The sequence below is a fragment of the Klebsiella sp. CN_Kp106 genome, assembly GCF_040064575.1.
Classification (GTDB): domain Bacteria; phylum Pseudomonadota; class Gammaproteobacteria; order Enterobacterales; family Enterobacteriaceae; genus Klebsiella; species Klebsiella michiganensis.
Genome location: NZ_JBEAIG010000003.1, coordinates 121,818 through 138,891, shown reverse-complemented (window position 1 = coordinate 138,891; position 17,074 = coordinate 121,818). Strand labels below are relative to the sequence as shown.

Below are 17,074 nucleotides of genomic sequence, written 5' to 3'. Positions count from 1 at the left end.
TTCTCACGTCAGCCGCCGGTCATCCCGGCGGCCGGGGATTTACTTAACGATTTTGACATCCGGCAGGCTGCCGGTCAGGCCGTTGTAGATATCCGGTTTGAAGCCGGTGACCCGGGCGCTGCTCGCCGAGAGAATTTCACGGTAGCCGAGAAGGATCACCGGCGGGTCCTGCGCCAGTACCTGATACAGCTGGTGGTAGATAGGCTTACGCTTCTCGACGTCGAGCACCGAGTTACCTTCGGTAATCAGCTTATCGACCTGCGGGTTGTTATAGCCGGACTCTTTCGCTTCCGCGCTGTAAAAATCCCACACGCCATCATGCGGGTCGTTAAGGGTGCTGGTGCTGAACGACGCCAGATCGTAATTACCCGACTTACGCTGCGCCATCAGGGCGTTGAAATCGACGACCTGCGGTTTTAACAGGACGCCAATCTGCTGCCAGTTCTCTTTGGCGATGGGGATCAGCGCATCGTTGAGCACTTTCTTGCTCACCAGCAGCGTTAACTCCAGGCGTTTGCCCTCTTTAACGCGGATACCGTCCGGCCCCGGTTTCCAGCCGGCTTCGTCAAGCAGCTTTTTCGCCTGCGCCGGGTCGTAGTGATACGGGTTTACCCCGTCGGCGTTCCAGGCCCAGGAGATCGGCGCGATAGGCTCAATCGCCACCTTGCCGTAGCCCTGGTAGACCACATCAATCAGCTTCTGGCGGTCGAGGCCGTAAATCAGCGCCTGGCGTACCTTCACGTCCTTCAGCGCCGGGCGGCGGACGTTAAATTCCACCTGGCTGTAGTCGCTGGAGCCGTAAAGGTTGATGTTGGCAAAGCCGAGCATTTTCAGCTGTTCGATATCGTCAGGACGCGAGGTAAAGGCGTCGTAGTCGGTTTCACCCGTCTGGAAGAGCTGGAAGTTGGTTGACGGGTTGGTCACGCGATAGATAAAGCGCGGGGTGGGCGGCGTACCGCGATAAAAATGGCTGTTGGCGTGGAAACGAATCTCCTGGCCGGGGATGTATTTGTCGTAAACGTAGGGACCGTTGCCCAGCGGTTTGCCGTGCAGGGTGCGCAGATAGTCGAGGTTGCCGCGCTGGTAGCCTTTGCCGTAATAGGCTTTGGAGAGTACCGGACCGCCAATTTTTGCCAGCGTCGTCGCGCCCGGCTGGGTGGTGGTCACCTGCAGCGTTAAGGGGTCAAGCACTTTCAGACCGCTGACGCTATCGGCTTTCCCCGCTTTGTACTCCGCGCCGCCGGCAATATTGGCGAGCGTGATATCGGTATCGCCGTCATATTTCGGATCCAGCAGCACGGTAAGGGTAAAGGCGACATCGTCGGCGGTCAGCGGCGAACCGTCGCTAAAGGTCAGGTTGGGGCGCAGCTTGATGGTGTAGACCTTGTTATCCGGACTCACCGTCCAGCTTTCGGCGAGGCCCGGTACCAGATTGCCGTGGCTGTCCCAGTCGATCAGGCGAGAGAAAATCACGTTGGTGACGTTCTCATCCCAGCCGTTGACGAAAAAGTAGGGGTTAAAAATGCCCTGCGGCTCGGAGATGCCGGCCACGACGGTATCTTTGCGCAGCTTCGCGGCGGCGGGGATCTGGCTGGCATCGCTGGCCGGGGTGATCCCTTCTTTTAAAATGTCGTCGGCGATGGCGACCGAAGAAAATGCCACCGCGCCGCCGAGCAACGCGATTTTCAGAGCAAGCGCGAACCGCGTCTGTTTGGTTTTTAACCCGTGCAGTAGTCTGGACAAAAGTGCTCCCTCATCAAAGAATTGCGTAAAATATTTACAAATCATGACGAAAGATAAGAGGCGCACCGCGCACTGTCTAACACCGAAAAGCTATGGCTTATAGCGATTTAGCATTAGCAATAATTCAGCATTAATCTGTCATTTTTGCGCTAAGCGCCAGCATTCTCTGCTGTCGGTTCGCCGGAGAAGGTCAGGCGGTCTGCTACCCAGCCGGCATGCTGCGCTAAGCGCTGATTTGCCAGCGGTGTCGCCAGGCGTACCCGCAGCTGGCCAATCACCCGTCCCTGAATCTGCTCGCAGCTGCCGTAAAGCAGGCGAGCATCGTCGCCCAGCAGCGCGGCGATATGCTGTAAGTTGGGTTCATGTCCGCTGCTGCCGTCAAAATGCAGCGTGACCAGCTGCTGGTTTCCGCTCAGCGGCGGACGCTCGTCCGGGCGGTCATGGTGCAGCGTGCCGAGCAGGCTTTGGGTGACTTCGTGCCGGGGATGGCCAAATACTCGCCACACCTCCCCCTGTTCGATAATTTCTCCGCGCTCAAGCACCGCGACCCGGTCGCAGAGGGTGCGAATGACGTCCATCTCATGGGTGATCAGTACGATGGTCAGACCGAGGCGCTGATTAATCTCTTTTAGCAGTTTCAGCACCGCAAGGGTATTTTCCGGGTCGAGGGCCGAGGTGGCTTCGTCGCACAGCAGGATCTCCGGCTGCGTAACCAGCGCGCGGGCGATGCCGGTACGCTGCTTTTGTCCCCCGGAAAGCTTAGCCGGCCAGCTGTCGCGCAGGGCGCTGAGGCCGACCAGCGCCAGGATCTCATCGACCCGTCGCCGCCGCTCCGCTCGCGGTACCCCGGCCATTTTCAGCGGCAGCTCAACGTTCTGCGCCACCGTTTTGGTGGCCATCAAATTAAAGTGCTGGAAGATCATCGCGACCCGGCGGCGCAGGTCGCGCAGCTGGCTGCGGGAGTAGTGCCGCGTATGCTCGCCGTGAATGATAATTTCACCGCTATCGGCATTTTCCAGGCGGTTGAACAGGCGCAGCAGGGTTGATTTTCCGGCGCCGCTGCGCCCGATAATGCCGAAGATTTCTCCCTGCGCGATCTGCAGATTAATATCCCGCAGCGCCTGCACGCCGTTGGGGTAGGCTTTACTTATCTGGCTTAGCTGAATATGTGTTGTGGCGTTGGGTTTTTGCGTCACGATAGCGGCTCTGTTAACGAAATTAAGCGGCAGCCCGCAGGCTGCCGATGAACATCCGGCGATTAAAAACCGGGCAAAATTTTGCCTTTATAGCGGGTGAGAATAAAGCTGCGCACGCGGTCTGAGTTCAGGGCTTTCGCCAGCTTCTGAATGCCGGGATCGTTGATGTTGTCGGGACGCGCCACCAGATACTCGACGTACAGGTCGCTGCCTTTTTCCACCAGCAGCGCCTTGTCGGTATCAATTCCGGCCTCCAGCGCATAGTTGGCGAAGATAAACGCCAGATCGACCTGATTCACCGCCCGCGCCAGCATTGCGCCTTCCAGCTCGCGAATTTTAAAATGGTGCGGATTAGCGGTGATATCTTTGGTCGCCGACTGCGGATCCTGCGGGTTTTTAAGGGTAATCAGCCCGGCATTGCTGAGCATCACCAGCGCGCGGCCGGTATTCACCGGATCGTTCGGAATGGCAACGGTGGCGCCATCCGGTACCTCTTTGAGCGTTTTATATTTACTCGAATAAGCGCCAAAGGGTTCAATATGCACGCCGACCACCGGAAGCAGATGGGTATGGCGGGTCTGATTGTAGTTATCAAGGAAAGGGCGGTACTGGTAGTAGTTGGCGTCGAGATTTTTCTCCGCCAGCTGCTGGTTAGGCTGGATAAAGTCGTTAAAGACTTTAATTTTCAGATCGACCCCCTGTTTCGCCAGCTCGGGCTTCACGAACTCGAGAATTTCGGCATGGGGGACCGGCGTTGCGCCCACGGTCAGCGTCTCATTGGCACTGGCGGACAGGGAGAAAAGGGCCAGAAGCCCCGCTGCGAGGATTGTTTTTTTCATTGTCTTATTCCTGAAGCTATTGTTATTTGCGGCTCATCGCCTTCACCAGACGATCGCCGCTCATTTGTACTATCTGCACCAGCGCAATCAGCAGCAGAACGGTAATCGCCATGACGTCCGTCTGGAAGCGTTGATAGCCAAAGCGGATGGCCAGGTCGCCCAGCCCGCCGCCGCCGATGACCCCGGCCATCGAGGTGTAATCCACCAGTAAAATCGCGGTCACGGTCACGGCGGCAATCAGCCCGGCGCGCGACTCCGGCAGCAGGGTGTGCCAGATAAGCTGCCAGGTGTTGCCGCCCATCGACCAGCTGGCCTCCACCAGGCCGTGCTCCACCTCGCGCAGCGCGGTCTCAACCAGCCGGGCAAAGAAGGGCGCGCAGCCGACAACCAGCGGCGGGATGGTGCCTTCAACGCCGAGCGAAGTGCCGGTAATCAGCGTCGTCACCGGGATCATCACGATCAATAAAATGATGAACGGCAGCGATCGCAGGACGTTGACCCCCAGCGACAGCAGGCGATAGAGGCGCGGCGCGTGAAGCAGGCGAGGCTGGCCGCTGAGATAGAGCACAATCCCCAGCGGCAGGCCAATCAGCACGGTAAAGCCCAGCGACCAGCCCAGCATGGTCAAGGTATCGACGCTGGCCTGCGCCACGTCGCCCCAGTCGATATTCGCGAAAAAAGCCAGCGCGCGGTTCATCTCAGTTCCAGTCATGGCGTTGCGGACGAATGCCGTTGAGCACCCAGTTGCCCAGCAGCTGATATTTCCAGCGCACCGGGTCGTGCAGGGTGTGGACGCGCCCGTTGCGCCAGTGGCGATCAAGATTGAGGGCGATGCTGGTCGAGCGAGTGCCGCTAAGCTCAAACAGGCGGCTGGCGGCTTCCAGCGCCGCTTCGGTGGTAAAGACCTTGGCGCGCGCCACGGCGATAGACGCCTGGGCGACGTTATCCTCGCTCAGATCGTATTTATACCGGTCGAGCACCTTCCCGGCCCGCTCCAGCAGCGCGTCGGCGGCCGCCAGGCGGCTGTCAAGCTGGCCTATCTGATAGATAGTCAGCGTCTTCGCTGGCGCGCTCAACGCCGGCATCAATCCACGGCCGGGCGAATTCGCTGACAAAGCTTACCGTATCGCTAAGCGCCGCGCGGGCGATTCCCAGATCGATGGCGGCGGTGGTGAGCTGGGCAAACGGTCCGGCAAGGGTTGGCGTCGCGTAGGATTTCCACGTCGGGAACAGGTGGAAAGGCTCGACGGCCAGATCCTCCGCCAGGACCGTCCCGCTGGCGGTGGTGCGCTGGCCGAGGCAGGCCCAGTCGTCGATGACCGTCAGCCCTGCAGATTCGCGCGGAACAAACGCCAGCTGCGCGTTATTCTCCGCATCCAGCGCCAGAATGCCGATCCAGTGGGCGTAGAGCGATCCGGTGCAGTATCCTTTACGACCGGTGATGCGCAGACCGCGATCGCTGGCCTCCAGGCGGGTGCGGATATCAAGCACCGTCTTACCGCCGGTCTCAGAAAGGGCATTGGCGAAGCGATAGCCTTTCAGCACCTGAGCGAAGAAAAAGGCCTGCTGCGCTTCGCTGCCCTGCAGACGAATATCCTCCAGCAGGCAGTAGTGGTTCTGCGGGATTTGCCCCAGCGACGGGTCGGCGGCGGAAATAATCGCAATCACCTGAGCCAGCGTCGCGGCAGAAACCTCGGCGCCGCCCCACTGCCGCGGGACGGTAATCCCCCACAGGCCGCTGTTGGAGTAGGTATCGATAATCTCCGGCGGGACGCTGCCGCTGCGATCGCGTTGCGCCGCGTCGGGCTGCAGTACCGCCGCGATCTCATGGGCGATGGCGATCGCTTCGTCATCGCTGCGGATAACGTATGCCTTTGGCGTCTGGCGGGTATAGCGAAGGGGGGATTTTTCGTCGGGCATAGTCACATCTCACGGTTCAATAAACGGTATATGCAAAAAATAACTATCTAAATAGTTAATAATTCCTGTGGGTTATATGACAGCTAAAGCAAAGGCTATGCCAGAACGCATTTCATTTTTAATGTTTATTAATCAGTGAGATAGGTTTTGTGGAAAGCTCGCGGGCTGCTGCAATTGCAACCTGAGGCAACCCGCGTGTTGGATTTGCAGCAGCGCAGGAAGGGGAAGCCACCCCGGGAAAGGTCGGGGCAGGGGAATGACAGGGACGATATTTATTCTGCCTGCCAGAGGGTCTCCGGCTCGGCGAACCCCTCTTCGACTCGGGCAAAGAAGCGGCTGGCGTGCAGGCCGTCAACAAAAGCGTGATTGAATTTGCCCGCCACCGGGATGATGCCGTTTTTCAGCTTGCCCCAGGTGAGGGCGGGCACCGCCGCGCCGACGTAATACTCCGCGTGAGTGATGGCGCTGAAATGCAGCCACGGCAGGCAGCTGGCGCAGAAGAAATTCTCGCCGTTGACGATAAGCGGCGCCGGCGCGGTATGTTTCGCCGCTTCAATGTTCGGCGTGGCGGCATGGCTGAAGGCGGCAAAATCGGCGGCGTTGTCGCACCAGACCTGGCGAAAGCCTTCCTGGGCGGTCATCACCGGCGTCATTACCGCCAGCTGGTCATATTCGATAATATCGTCGCCCAGCAGCCGCTGTTTCAGCTGCGGCACCCCGTTCGCCGCGCGAACCAGGGCGTAGAGCGCCAGCTGGAAAAACGAGACGCCGCGATCTTTCGCGCACTCATATAGCCGCTGCGCCTCGACAGGAACGCAGAGATTAAAGCTGGGGTTGGCAAAACCGCGATAAAAATCAAAATGATCTTTACGCGGCCAGTTTTGTTTGTCGATTACGCGATAGTTGGCCACGGGCGTCTCCTGTTGAGTCAGTGCCTGATACTATGCGACGATTTCAATCAGGTTGCCATCGGGGTCTTTAATCACCGCTTCATAATAGCCATCGCCGGTGGTCCGCGGCGGCGAGACCAGAATCCCCTGCGCGGCGGCGCGGTTTGCCAGCGTATTGACCTTTTCAGCGCCGCCAACGGTAATCGCCAGGTGTACCCAGCCGGTGTGGTTGTTATCCGCCGTCTGCGCGACAAGCCCCGGCTTGGTCATCAGCTCAATGGCAATGCCGTCGCCAATCTTGACAAAAAAGGACTCAAAGCCCGGGTTGGTTTGGCTGCAGTACTTCTCATTAATCTCGCCGTCGAAGAAGGCCACCCAAAAGCGGGCCTGTTGCTCAAGCTGGCGGGTCCATAGGGCGATGTGGGCAATTTTCATAGCAAACCTCTTTATAGGGTGTATTGACAGTCAGGGTCTGAATGCACGATCATGCACTTTGTTGCTCGATAAAGATTTTATCAGGAGTTATTTGTGCTCGATTATGCTGCTTTTCCTAAACAACGACAAGCGCTTATTTGCCAGATCCTGCAGGAGAACGGCAGGGTGGTTTGCGCCGAACTCGCCAGCCGCCTTAACGTCTCCGAGCATACTATTCGCCGTGATTTACATGAACTTAGCCGCGAAGGGTACTGTAAAAAGGTCTACGGCGGCGCGGTGATGACCCTGCCGGAGGCGGGGGACTATAGCGAGCGCAAAGAGAAAAATACGGCGACAAAAAGCAGGATCGCGCAGAAGTGCGCAAAGCTGGTGAAGCCCGGCGGCTGCATTTTTATCGATACCGGCACCACCAACCTGGCGATGGCGGAAGCGCTGCCGGCGGAGCTGGCGTTAACGGTGGTCACGAATTCTCCCGAAATCGCTGCCGTACTGCTCAAAAAACCGCTGTATGACGTTGTGATGCTTGGCGGTCAGATCCAGCGGGCCAGCGGCGGCTGCGTGGGCGCCTCCGCCGTGGCGCAGATTCAGGGCATGCTCTTCGATCAGGGATTTATCGGCGGCTGCGCCATGGCGCCTGAGTCCGGTCTGACGGGCTTTGACTACGCCGACTGTGAATTTAAAAAAGCGGTGATAAAACAGTGCAGCGAAATCATCGTCGGCCTGACCTCGGACAAAATCCCGGCGGTGGCGCGCTTTGTGGTGGTCGAAAGCAGCGCCATTGACGTGCTGGTGGTCGAGGAGAATATCAGTCGCGAATATCGCGACGCGTTTAGCGAACACGATATTCGTATTTATACCGTTTAAACGGTTTGCTGGCCTACTTTGACAGCGAAGTGGCAATCAGGCGCAGGCCGAGCGCGCCCAGCACGGTGGCGGTGACGATATCGATCTTACGCTTCATGCGCAGGTAGACGCTGCGCGGTCGCGCGGAAGAGAGCACCAGGGCCACCAGCGAATACCAGCTGACGTCAATCAGGAAGCTCATCAGCGGCACGATATAGTAAAAGGCCAGCGGGATACGCTCCGGCAGCAGGGCGGTAAAAATAGAGGCGAACACCAGCGCCGTTTTTGGGTTGCTGAGCTGGGTATAGAGGCCATCGCGGAAGGTTTTCAGCAGGGAATGTTCCGCCGCCATGCCGCCTGCCGCAAAATCCATCGGCTGCGCCGCGCCGCGGTAGATTTTATACCCCAGCCAGAGCAGATAGAGGCCGCCCGCGACCTTCAGGCCAATAAACATTTCCGGCACTGCCGTCAGCACTTTTTGCAGCCCCATCATGGCCATAATCGAAAAGATAGCCGCCCCCGTCCCGGTTCCCAGCGCGGTGACCAGACCATGCATCCTTGAGCGCGCAACGGCGTTGCGGGCCACGTAAATAAAGCTTGGGCCGGGGCTGATCACGCCCATAATGAGTACGGCGGCAATGGCCATCAGGCTGGATAAAAACATAAACGCTCCTGGTTGATGTTGAGCGCTAAAGTCGCATCCGGCTCCCGCTCATGATTGTTTCACCGTCAAAAAATAAACAATCTTTAGCGCGCTGTCACCCGACTTTACGGCGCGATGTTTCATCGCCTGTTCGAATAACGATTCCCATTTCGCGCGTCGGTGATAAACTGGCTAAATGTGATCTTTGTCATATCGTCATTAAAACAGAGAAAAGAGACACTGCTATGCAACATATCATTGAGGGCTTCCTCAACTTCCAGAAAGAGATTTTCCCGCAACGTAAAGAGCTCTTCCGCAGCCTGGCCTCCAGCCAAAATCCTAAAGCGCTGTTTATCTCTTGTTCCGATAGCCGCCTGGTGCCGGAGCTGGTGACCCAGCAGGAACCGGGCCAGCTGTTTGTGATCCGTAATGCCGGGAATATCGTGCCCTCTTTCGGTCCTGAGCCGGGCGGGGTTTCCGCGACGATCGAGTATGCCGTCGTGGCCCTGGGCGTGACCGATATCGTCATTTGCGGCCACTCCAACTGCGGCGCGATGAAAGCCATCGCCACCTGCCAGTGCCTGGACCCCATGCCTGCCGTTTCCCACTGGCTGCGCTACTCCGATGCGGCGAAAGCCGTCGTGGAGAAGAAAACCTGGGCCAACGAGACCGATAAAGTCAACGGTATGGTGCAGGAAAACGTTATCGCCCAGCTGAACAATATTAAAACCCACCCGTCGGTTGCCGTGGGTCTGCGGGATAGCACGTTGCGTCTGCACGGCTGGTTCTACGATATTGAAAGCGGTGACATTCGCGCGCTGGATAAAAACAGCAAAACCTTTGTGTCGCTGTCGGAAAACCCTGACGTTTATTTCGAATAAACTTCTCTTTCAGGGCACGGAAGCCCTGAGATGCCCACCTCCTGCCATAAATTTCCTGTCTGCCATACTCATTACGGCTTCCTGAATGATTTCTTAAGGAGAAGTGATGATTAAGCTGTGCGCAACCTGCGGGACGTCTTATGACGATCGCGGCAACACCCTGAACCATTGTCGTATCTGTGAGGATGAACGCCAGTACGTCCCGGCCAGCGGGCAGGTCTGGATCAAGCCAGACGATCTGAGCGAGACGCATACGAATACGTGGCAGCAGCATAACGATCGGCTGTTGAGCGTCAGGACGGTACCGAAATTTGCAATCGATCAGCGCGCGTTTCTGCTGCTCACGCCGCAGGGGAATATTCTCTGGGACTGCATCGCCAATCTTGATGCCGCCAGCAAAACGCTGATTACCGCCCTGGGCGGGTTAAACGCGATCGCCATCTCCCATCCTCATTACTACACCACGATGCAGGACTGGGCCGACGCCTTTAATGCGCGAATTTATCTCCACGCCAGCGATCGCGAATGGATTATGCGCGATAGCCCGGCCATCACGCTATGGGAAGGAGATGCGCTGGAGATCCTCCCGGCGGTGCGGCTGCTGCGCCTGGGCGGCCATTTCGCCGGAGGAACCGTTCTGCACTGGGCGAAAGATGACGGTATTATGCTGGCGGGCGATATTATCCAGGTGACGCCGGGGGCGCGCGCCGTTTCGTTTATGTGGAGCTATCCCAATTTGCTGCCGTTGGCGGCCGCCAGCGTGGAGAAGATCGTTGAACGTCTGGGCGATACGCCTTTCGGGGCGCTGTACGGCGCCTTTAAGGGGCAGAACGTCCCCAAAAATGCCCGGCAGATCGTTCTGGACTCAGCGCAGAAATACCTCGCCTGTCTTAAGACGACGGCGCACCGCTGAGAGGCGCGCCGCCGCGCGGGATTTACAGCACGCCGTCGCCGCCGTCGGAGCACCACACCTGGCCGGAGGTGAAGGAGCAGGCATCAGAGGCAAGGGTAACGTACAGCGGCGCAATCTCTACCGGCTGCCCGGGACGCCCCAGCGGCGTATCGGCACCGAACTGACGCACCTTCTCATCCGGCTGGCCGCCGCTTGACTGCAGCACCGTCCAATAGGGACCGGGGGCGACCGCGTTTACCCGGATACCCTTCGGCCCCAGCTGTTTGGCCAGCGATTTCGTGAACGCCACCAGGCAGGCTTTGGTTTGCGCGTAGTCCAGCAGGATGGGGCTCGGCTTAAAGGCCTGGACGGATGAAGTATTAATAATCACGCTGTGTTCTTTAAGATGTCGCAGGGCGGCTTTGGTGATCCAGAAGGCCGCATAAACGTTGGTTTTGAAGGTGGCGTCAAAGTCGGCGGTAGTGAGTTCTTCCAGTGATTCGCAATATTGCTGGCGTCCGGCGTTATTGACCAGAATATCCAGCCCGCCGAGTTCGCTGGCGGCCTGTTCCACCAGGGTTTCGCAGAAGGATTCGTCGCGCACATCTCCCGGAATCGCGACGGCTGTACGTCCTTCGGCCTGAATCAGGGCAATCACGGTTTCCGCATCGGACTCCTCTTCCGGCAGATAGTTTATCGCCACATCGGCGCCTTCGCGGGCGAAGGCGATCGCGACCGCGCGCCCAATCCCGGAATCGCCGCCGGTAATCAGGGCGCGTTTACCGGCGAGCCGACCGGAACCGACATAGCTCAGCTCACCGTGATCCGGCTGCGGCTTCATCTCTTCGGCAAGACCCGGAGGCGATTGCGGCTGGTCAACAAAGGGGGGACGGGGATACTTCGCGGTATTGTTAGCGTTGTCGCTCATACTGACCTCCTCGTGTTAAAAGAGTAAGCGTAGTTGCCTGGTCAGCCTGCCGTGGAATATTGAAGAATAATTGAACGGCTTCGCTGTTATAATTTTGGCGCTTTGATTCCTCTCCCATCGGTAATTTACTGATTGCCGGGAAACTTTTCAAAATGAGAGGCGCCAGCGGCGTTTGGCATTTTAGGATTATTCTATCGCAAGCCTGACGGTATATTTAGCGCCTTTTTAATGCTGTCCGGCGCGCATATTTACGCGGGCGGTGAAGTCGTTAAAAATATTTCCCGGGCGACTCACCAGGTACGGAACTTGTGAAAATGAACATCAGCAACCAGACTTATTAAGACAAGACAAAAATATGCCGGAGGTATGGTTGATGAAAAAATTACTGCCCGTTATTTTCTGTGCGCTGATGGCTCAGGGCGTTTATGCCGCGGACGACGGGGGATTTAAAAAAGATGCCGCTCCGCCGCCGCCGCATAAAATTGACGATGGCTACCGCGGGACGGAGGACGGACGAATTATGACCGTGCGCCAGGCCCTGGAAATGCACGATGGGGCAACCATCTCATTACGCGGCAATCTTATCGAGCAGCACGGTAACGACCGCTATAGCTTTCGCGATAAAACCGACACCATCGCAGTGATTATCCCCGCCGCGGTTTTTGATGGCCGCGAAGTGAAGCCCGATCAGATGATCAGCATCAACGGCAGCCTCGATAAAAAAATGACGCCGCCGGTAGTGCGGGTGGACCGGATCCAGAAATAACCGCTCAAGCAGGAGGAATTGATGTCCGTACAGCATCCAGCCGACCCGGATAAGCGGGGCCGTCATCCATCGAAAGAGGACCCGCGCGAGCAGGGGGAAGTGCCGCGTAAAAGAGACGACAGCGAAGATCATAAAAAAGATCCCTGGCATCCCCAGCCTGAAAAGCGTTAAAAATAGCCGCCCGTCAACGGGCGGCTATTTTTCTTTCCTAAAGATCGAGCGGGGATAAACGCCTGCGCGAGCGGCTTGCCGGCTGGGATATCGCTTTCGCTATCGCCGCGCCGATCTCCGCGCAGGCGGTGATACCCTGAACGAAAGGCTGGTCGTGCATCAGCCAGGGAATGGCGGCGAACGCGATGCGCCCGCGTACTTCGGGCGGTTCCCGCAACGTATAGTCGTCTCCGACCTCAGGAATCTCTTCTCCGGTCGCCAGCAGCTGCTCCCTTAAATGCGGGAAGGGAAGATCTTTATTTTTCAGCGGCTTTTGCCCTCTGGCATCAATAAACACATCAAACGTATAGCGATTTTGTTCGCTGGTAATCACCGTTTTTTCCTGCTCTACCGCCATCTCATAGTCATGCCCTAAGGCGAGAATAGTGATGACGCCCGCTTCGCGCAGCGCCAGCAGCCGGCGGATAGACTCTGAAGGAATGGCGGCATAGCAGTCGATAAAGACCCGCGCAAGGCCATTTTTGAAACGCTCCCGGTCATGGTCATTAAGGTGAGGCACCATCGTCTGAACGGCTTCATGCAGCCGCAGGATCGCGTAGCGCCAGGGAACCGTATATCGCGCGCGTTTGTTGCGCTCAACCTCTTCAAGGTTATCCAGCGCCCAGTGGAACGGATTATGCTGCTGGCGTTTAGCAAACCACGCCTCGCTGAAGCTGTCGGCGTTAAGGCTGTGAAGGGCGATATTTTCGCTCCATAGGGGGTCGGCAAGCGTGATTTCCTGCGCCACCAGCTCAAAGACGCGATCGAGCAGACCGTCGTTGCCCGCGGCGATGGCTTGCTCCATCGCGCTTTCGCTGACGATGCTCAGCGGCTCCCAGGGAATAGGGCAGTAAAAATCCGCTTCCGGCAGAATGCCGGAGCGCGACATCAGCGCGATGCTTAGCGCCTCGCTTGCCTCGTCCAGCCTGAAGGCGAGGGCGTCATCGTCGGACCCGATAAACCGACCGTGCTGGACGGCGACGGCCATCGCGGCGTCAATTCCGCTTAGCGAGGTGCCCATAATGCCCACCCGGCAAGGGGGAATGCTGGCCTCCATGAGGCCAGACCACGGGCTGGGAAACCAGGTGCGGGTCGACTCTTCTTCATCGGGCCAGACGTGTCCGGTGGCGATCACCGCGAGGTCAAAGGCTTCGGCGACCGGCTCATCCTCAACCCACAGTCTGACCCCTTCTTCGGTCGCCTGCAGGTCGCTGACCCGGCAGGACTCATTGACCCGGATGCGAAAGCCCTGCTCCCTGGCCTCTCCGACCAGCGCAAGAAACTGGTCGCGAAAGTATTCACCCAGCAGGATGCGCGGTAAAAATTGACGATCGTGCAAAGCGTCGTAATCCACGCCGTAGCGCGCAAGGCGCGTCCGGCTCTGGGCTTTCAGCCAGTCGAGATAGCTGCTCTGAATGGGGGGGATTTCAATGCTGGCGATATTGGCCAGCATCATGCGCGAATTCTCTTCATCGTTGTAGGGCATGCCCACGCCCGCTTCCTCGGCCTGCTCGTAAATTGACACGTCCAGCGGCTCGCCCTGTTTGAGTAATGAGAACAGGGTATAAATTCCGGTTGGACCTGCGCCGATAATGGCAATTTTCTTCATAATGACTGACCCGCCGTTGTTGTTATCACATTTGTTGTCGGTGGCCTTCCGCCAGTTGAAAAGCTCCACGATAGATCATTTCCGGGTAACGGAAATCTGGCCCAATAATTGTGGTTCAAAATGAGGAAGAGGGCCAATTGCTGGCGCGCATCTTCCTCGGGGTTAGTCAAAGAGGCAGGCTTTCAGAACCAGGTTTCGAGCTGGGCGCCGAAGAATAGCGTCCCCGCGCTATGGTATCCGGAGCTGCCGAAGGTGTCCGTCGAGGAGTAGTCATCCAGCGATTTGTCCCAGCGCATCCAGGTGGCAAAAAAGCGGATTTCCGGGCGTTCAAAGAAGTCCGTCACGTTCTGCATCTTGAAAGTAGGAGCAAACGTCAGCTTGTAATAGCTGCCGCTGGCAGCTCTGTTGCCATTAAAGCCTTTCGGATCGATATCCATATACTGATAGCTGCTTTCGTACTGCAGGGCGAAGTTCTGATTAATCTGCTGAATTATTCTCGCGTTCAGGGTCACCCAGTCGTAATGGTCTGAATCGATATAGCGGCTATTGCTGCTCTGGGCGACGATCAGCGGCGCGAAGCTCAGCCTGTCGGTGAGGGACGTTGTCCCGTAAGAGGCAAACTTGACGGTCCATGCCGGGTTTATCAGATAGCCGTCGGAGCCCGGGCCGCGAACCTCCGCCCCCAGCGCGCGGCCATAAAGCAGGGCCGTTTTGGTACTGCCGGGACGCAGGCCGTAGAAGCTGTCGCCATGGTACGCCAGCATGGTGTTGAACCCCTGCGAGGCCGCTTTATCCGACGCCAGGCCATCGTTAATGCGTTTATCGTTGTCCTGCGAGTATAACCCGTTGAGCATCCACTGCCAGCTGTCCAGCCGGTTATTCAGCGAGAAGGTGTAGTTTTGAATATAGGTGTTATCCGCGCCGGTCATGTTGTTATATTCAACGTTGTCCATCGTATCGATATCGTTGAAATTACGCCCGTATACGGCGAGATTGGTTTTGATATCGCCCCACAAGTTCACGTCATAAATACCGGCGCCGGTACCGATTAAATTCATCATATCGGAATCAAGCCAGTGAATATCAAAGTTATCCCGGTCTTCACGCTTGCCGGCCCACAGCGTGGCCTGTTTAAATGCGCCGCTAAACGAAGGCATATCGCTCATTTCGACAAACGCCTGCCGTACGTTCATCTGACCGTTGAATGAACTGTCGGTATTATACGTTTTATCCCACTCGGCGATTTTCATGTAATAACGCAGCTGGCTGTTATTATCATATTTTCGCCGGTAGTTGATATCGGCGGTTACGTAGGTATCTGATTCATTGCCCAGGCGCCCGACGCTGCCGCCGGTACTGCCCGCAGGCGTCAGAGAGGGGCCTACGGTGCTGGTGGTGCCTTTGCTGGTCAATATTCCGCTGCGCGCGTAGCCGCCGAATTTAATCTCCCGATCCTTCTCTTGTGCGATAAGAGGCTGCGACGGTTTACTTTTTATTCGCGCCAGGTCTTGCTCGGTTTGCTGTTCGACAAACTGTAATCTTTCTTGCGCGCGCGCCGCGTTTTTTTCGGCGCTGGCCGCTCTTTTTTCCGCAGCGTCTATTTTTCGCGTCGCATCCTGTAATTGGATGCGCGACTGTTTTAATTCGGCCTCAAGCCTTTCGAGTCGGGCGTTAATTTCATTCAGGGTCGTATCCGCCGCAGCGGCGGATGCTGGCAAAGCCAGCGCGCAGAGCGTAAGCATATAGGCTTTCATCATTAATACCTGTACAGGGGTAGCTGTGCTCTGGACGCGCGGGCGCAGAGCACAGGTTACTGTGCCATTAAAATGGGATGTTTATTGGGGTGTTAAATTAATAGTTGGGCTTTATTTTTTTCAGGCCTCTTTGGTCGCTTTATCGGTTTTGACAAAAATGAACGTGATAATAAAGGCAAAAATAAAGACCGCGAGTCCGACGGTAATATAGGTAACAAACTGATAGCGATCGTAGAGATACATCAGCGGCGACAGCAGGACCGCCAGACCGTATGAGTTCGCTTTTATCGACAATAGCGACAGCACCATGCCGCCCAGCGCCGAGCTGGTGAGCATCACCATTATCGCCCGTAGCCCGGATTGCATCACGATACCGAATAAAGCCGGTTCCGAAACGCCTAATAGCTGAGTAATGGTCGCGGAAATCCCGGCGGTTTTAAACGCGATATTTTTCGCCTTCAGTGAAATAGCCAGACATACGGCGGCGTTGGCAAAGCCGTACATCGCGCACACCGTAATTAATGGATTAAACCCGGTACCGGCAATCAGCGAGGTTTCAATCATAATAAACATATGATGCATCCCGGTCATCACGGCAATGGGATAGATGAAGCCGATTAACAGACCGCCAATACCCGCAGGCAACGTCAGAAATTGCTGAATAGCCATCACGGCATAATGTTCAAACGCATGCACCAGCGGCCCTAAAACCAGTAAAGCGATGGCCACCGCAATCAGGATGACGATAAACGGCGTAAAAATCAGATCCATCGAGTTGGGCATCACCCGGCGGAAAAAAATTTCCAGCTTAGCGCCGATAATGCCGGTGATCAGGGCGGTCAGAATAGACCCCTGATAGCCGACCAGAGGAATAAAACCCAATACATAAATTGGGCTGCTGTTGCCGTACGCCACGTCATAGGCGTTCGGCAGCGCGGGGGAGACCAGCATCAGGCCGATTAAGAAGCCGATTATTGGCGTACCGCCAAATTTCTTAAACGCCGACCAGCAAATAAACGCCGCCAGAAAGGCGAAAGCGGTGTCGCAAAGCACCGTGGTCAGCGTTTGCAGCGCCACCGGAACCTGATGAACGCTGCCGCCAAACCACGCCTGGACGGTATCGTTAAAAATGACCCCCTTCAGGCCGAGAAACAGGCCGGTGGCCCCGAGTACCGGGACAATCGGCACAAACACGTCCGATAAATTGCGAATTCCCCGCTGTAACCGGCCCGTACTCTGCTTCGTCATTTCATCCTTGCTGATTTCGGCCACCTGGAATTCGTTAACAAACGCCTGGTAAACCTTATTGACGATCCCGGTTCCGAGGATTATCTGATACTGGCCAGCATTAAAAAATACGCCTTTGACTTCGCTAATATTGCGGATTTTATCGTCATCAATTTTCTGTCGATCTTTTACCTGCAAACGTAAACGGGTGGCGCAGTGGGTGGCTGAGGCAATATTTTCCTTGCCGATGATATTCACGATCTCAACGGCGATATTTTTATAGTTGTTCATATTTGAC

16 protein-coding genes and 1 pseudogene are annotated in these 17,074 nt (G+C 56.7%); 5 read left to right on the top strand and 12 right to left on the bottom strand.

Going from position 1 to position 17,074, the window contains the following annotated elements:
* Positions 1–39 precede the first annotated feature (39 nt).
* The 7 genes and pseudogenes from ABLU96_RS03570 to ABLU96_RS03540 all read right to left on the bottom strand — a co-directional run bounded on the left by ABLU96_RS03570 (position 40) and on the right by ABLU96_RS03540 (position 7,023).
* Positions 40–1,743, bottom strand: coding sequence for an ABC transporter substrate-binding protein (locus ABLU96_RS03570; RefSeq protein WP_048262242.1), 1,704 nt, complete (start codon positions 1,741–1,743; stop codon positions 40–42).
* A 149-nt stretch (positions 1,744–1,892) separates the two neighbouring features.
* Positions 1,893–2,939, bottom strand: a complete 1,047-nt coding sequence (locus tag ABLU96_RS03565) for an ATP-binding cassette domain-containing protein (RefSeq protein WP_048262240.1) — start codon at positions 2,937–2,939, stop codon at positions 1,893–1,895.
* Positions 2,940–3,001: 62 nt separating this feature from the next.
* Positions 3,002–3,778, bottom strand: coding sequence for a MetQ/NlpA family ABC transporter substrate-binding protein (locus ABLU96_RS03560; RefSeq protein WP_046878498.1), 777 nt, complete (start codon positions 3,776–3,778; stop codon positions 3,002–3,004).
* A 22-nt stretch (positions 3,779–3,800) separates the two neighbouring features.
* Complete coding sequence (locus ABLU96_RS03555; protein ID WP_047723711.1) at positions 3,801–4,475, bottom strand: methionine ABC transporter permease; 675 nt, start codon at positions 4,473–4,475, stop codon at positions 3,801–3,803.
* Position 4,476: 1 nt separating this feature from the next.
* Positions 4,477–5,698 (bottom strand): annotated as a pseudogene (locus ABLU96_RS03550) (SfnB family sulfur acquisition oxidoreductase).
* Between the two features lie 272 nt (positions 5,699–5,970).
* Complete coding sequence (locus ABLU96_RS03545; RefSeq protein ID WP_025105858.1) at positions 5,971–6,609, bottom strand: CatA-like O-acetyltransferase, family 1; 639 nt, start codon at positions 6,607–6,609, stop codon at positions 5,971–5,973.
* A gap of 30 nt (positions 6,610–6,639) precedes the next feature.
* The gene (locus ABLU96_RS03540; protein WP_048262238.1) at positions 6,640–7,023 is read right to left on the bottom strand and encodes a VOC family protein; all 384 of its coding nucleotides are present in this window, start codon (positions 7,021–7,023) and stop codon (positions 6,640–6,642) included.
* A 93-nt stretch (positions 7,024–7,116) separates the two neighbouring features.
* On the opposite strand from ABLU96_RS03540, the gene ABLU96_RS03535 reads away from it, so the two are divergent.
* Complete coding sequence (locus tag ABLU96_RS03535; RefSeq protein ID WP_004851588.1) at positions 7,117–7,887, top strand: DeoR/GlpR family DNA-binding transcription regulator; 771 nt, start codon at positions 7,117–7,119, stop codon at positions 7,885–7,887.
* Between the two features lie 13 nt (positions 7,888–7,900).
* Here ABLU96_RS03535 and ABLU96_RS03530 read toward each other — a convergent pair whose 3' ends face one another.
* Positions 7,901–8,530, bottom strand: a complete 630-nt coding sequence (locus ABLU96_RS03530) for a LysE family transporter (RefSeq protein WP_014229623.1) — start codon at positions 8,528–8,530, stop codon at positions 7,901–7,903.
* 224 nt (positions 8,531–8,754) lie between these two features.
* On the opposite strand from ABLU96_RS03530, the gene ABLU96_RS03525 reads away from it, so the two are divergent.
* Positions 8,755–9,390, top strand: coding sequence for a carbonic anhydrase (locus tag ABLU96_RS03525; protein WP_004119381.1), 636 nt, complete (start codon positions 8,755–8,757; stop codon positions 9,388–9,390).
* A 106-nt stretch (positions 9,391–9,496) separates the two neighbouring features.
* The gene (locus ABLU96_RS03520) at positions 9,497–10,303 is read left to right on the top strand and encodes a hypothetical protein (RefSeq protein WP_064405879.1); all 807 of its coding nucleotides are present in this window, start codon (positions 9,497–9,499) and stop codon (positions 10,301–10,303) included.
* A 22-nt stretch (positions 10,304–10,325) separates the two neighbouring features.
* On the opposite strand, the gene ABLU96_RS03515 is transcribed toward ABLU96_RS03520, so the two are convergent.
* On the bottom strand, positions 10,326–11,210 hold the full coding sequence (locus ABLU96_RS03515; protein WP_064377232.1) for an SDR family oxidoreductase: 885 nt from the start codon (positions 11,208–11,210) through the stop codon (positions 10,326–10,328).
* Between the two features lie 373 nt (positions 11,211–11,583).
* Between ABLU96_RS03515 and ABLU96_RS03510 the strand changes: the two genes are divergently transcribed.
* Positions 11,584–11,976: a YdeI family stress tolerance OB fold protein gene (locus ABLU96_RS03510; RefSeq protein WP_025105854.1), complete on the top strand. Its 393-nt coding sequence runs from the start codon at positions 11,584–11,586 to the stop codon at positions 11,974–11,976.
* A 21-nt stretch (positions 11,977–11,997) separates the two neighbouring features.
* On the top strand, positions 11,998–12,147 hold the full coding sequence (locus ABLU96_RS03505; protein WP_004851580.1) for a hypothetical protein: 150 nt from the start codon (positions 11,998–12,000) through the stop codon (positions 12,145–12,147).
* A 37-nt stretch (positions 12,148–12,184) separates the two neighbouring features.
* Here ABLU96_RS03505 and ABLU96_RS03500 read toward each other — a convergent pair whose 3' ends face one another.
* The 3 genes from ABLU96_RS03500 to ABLU96_RS03490 form a co-directional block, all read right to left on the bottom strand.
* Positions 12,185–13,795, bottom strand: coding sequence for an FAD-NAD(P)-binding protein (locus tag ABLU96_RS03500; protein ID WP_064405928.1), 1,611 nt, complete (start codon positions 13,793–13,795; stop codon positions 12,185–12,187).
* Between the two features lie 182 nt (positions 13,796–13,977).
* Positions 13,978–15,552: a carbohydrate porin gene (locus tag ABLU96_RS03495; RefSeq protein ID WP_064405881.1), complete on the bottom strand. Its 1,575-nt coding sequence runs from the start codon at positions 15,550–15,552 to the stop codon at positions 13,978–13,980.
* Positions 15,553–15,669: 117 nt separating this feature from the next.
* Positions 15,670–17,067 (bottom strand): PTS transporter subunit EIIC, encoded by a 1,398-nt coding sequence (locus ABLU96_RS03490; RefSeq protein ID WP_025105851.1) that lies wholly within the window; start codon positions 17,065–17,067, stop codon positions 15,670–15,672.
* Positions 17,068–17,074 lie beyond the last annotated feature (7 nt).

Bases quoted from the DNA above. Each gene is read 5' to 3' on its own strand.
- ABLU96_RS03555 (WP_047723711.1), bottom strand. From the start codon at position 4,475: ATGAACCGCGCGCTGGCTTTTTTCGCGAATATCGACTGGGGCGACGTG.
- ABLU96_RS03515 (WP_064377232.1), bottom strand. From the start codon at position 11,210: ATGAGCGACAACGCTAACAATACCGCGAAGTATCCCCGTCCCCCCTTT.
- ABLU96_RS03525 (WP_004119381.1), top strand. From the start codon at position 8,755: ATGCAACATATCATTGAGGGCTTCCTCAACTTCCAGAAAGAGATTTTC.
- ABLU96_RS03530 (WP_014229623.1), bottom strand. From the start codon at position 8,530: ATGTTTTTATCCAGCCTGATGGCCATTGCCGCCGTACTCATTATGGGC.
- ABLU96_RS03560 (WP_046878498.1), bottom strand. From the start codon at position 3,778: ATGAAAAAAACAATCCTCGCAGCGGGGCTTCTGGCCCTTTTCTCCCTG.
- ABLU96_RS03495 (WP_064405881.1), bottom strand. From the start codon at position 15,552: ATGATGAAAGCCTATATGCTTACGCTCTGCGCGCTGGCTTTGCCAGCA.
- ABLU96_RS03510 (WP_025105854.1), top strand. From the start codon at position 11,584: ATGAAAAAATTACTGCCCGTTATTTTCTGTGCGCTGATGGCTCAGGGC.
- ABLU96_RS03500 (WP_064405928.1), bottom strand. From the start codon at position 13,795: ATGAAGAAAATTGCCATTATCGGCGCAGGTCCAACCGGAATTTATACC.
- ABLU96_RS03505 (WP_004851580.1), top strand. From the start codon at position 11,998: ATGTCCGTACAGCATCCAGCCGACCCGGATAAGCGGGGCCGTCATCCA.
- ABLU96_RS03540 (WP_048262238.1), bottom strand. From the start codon at position 7,023: ATGAAAATTGCCCACATCGCCCTATGGACCCGCCAGCTTGAGCAACAG.
- ABLU96_RS03520 (WP_064405879.1), top strand. From the start codon at position 9,497: ATGATTAAGCTGTGCGCAACCTGCGGGACGTCTTATGACGATCGCGGC.
- ABLU96_RS03490 (WP_025105851.1), bottom strand. From the start codon at position 17,067: ATGAACAACTATAAAAATATCGCCGTTGAGATCGTGAATATCATCGGC.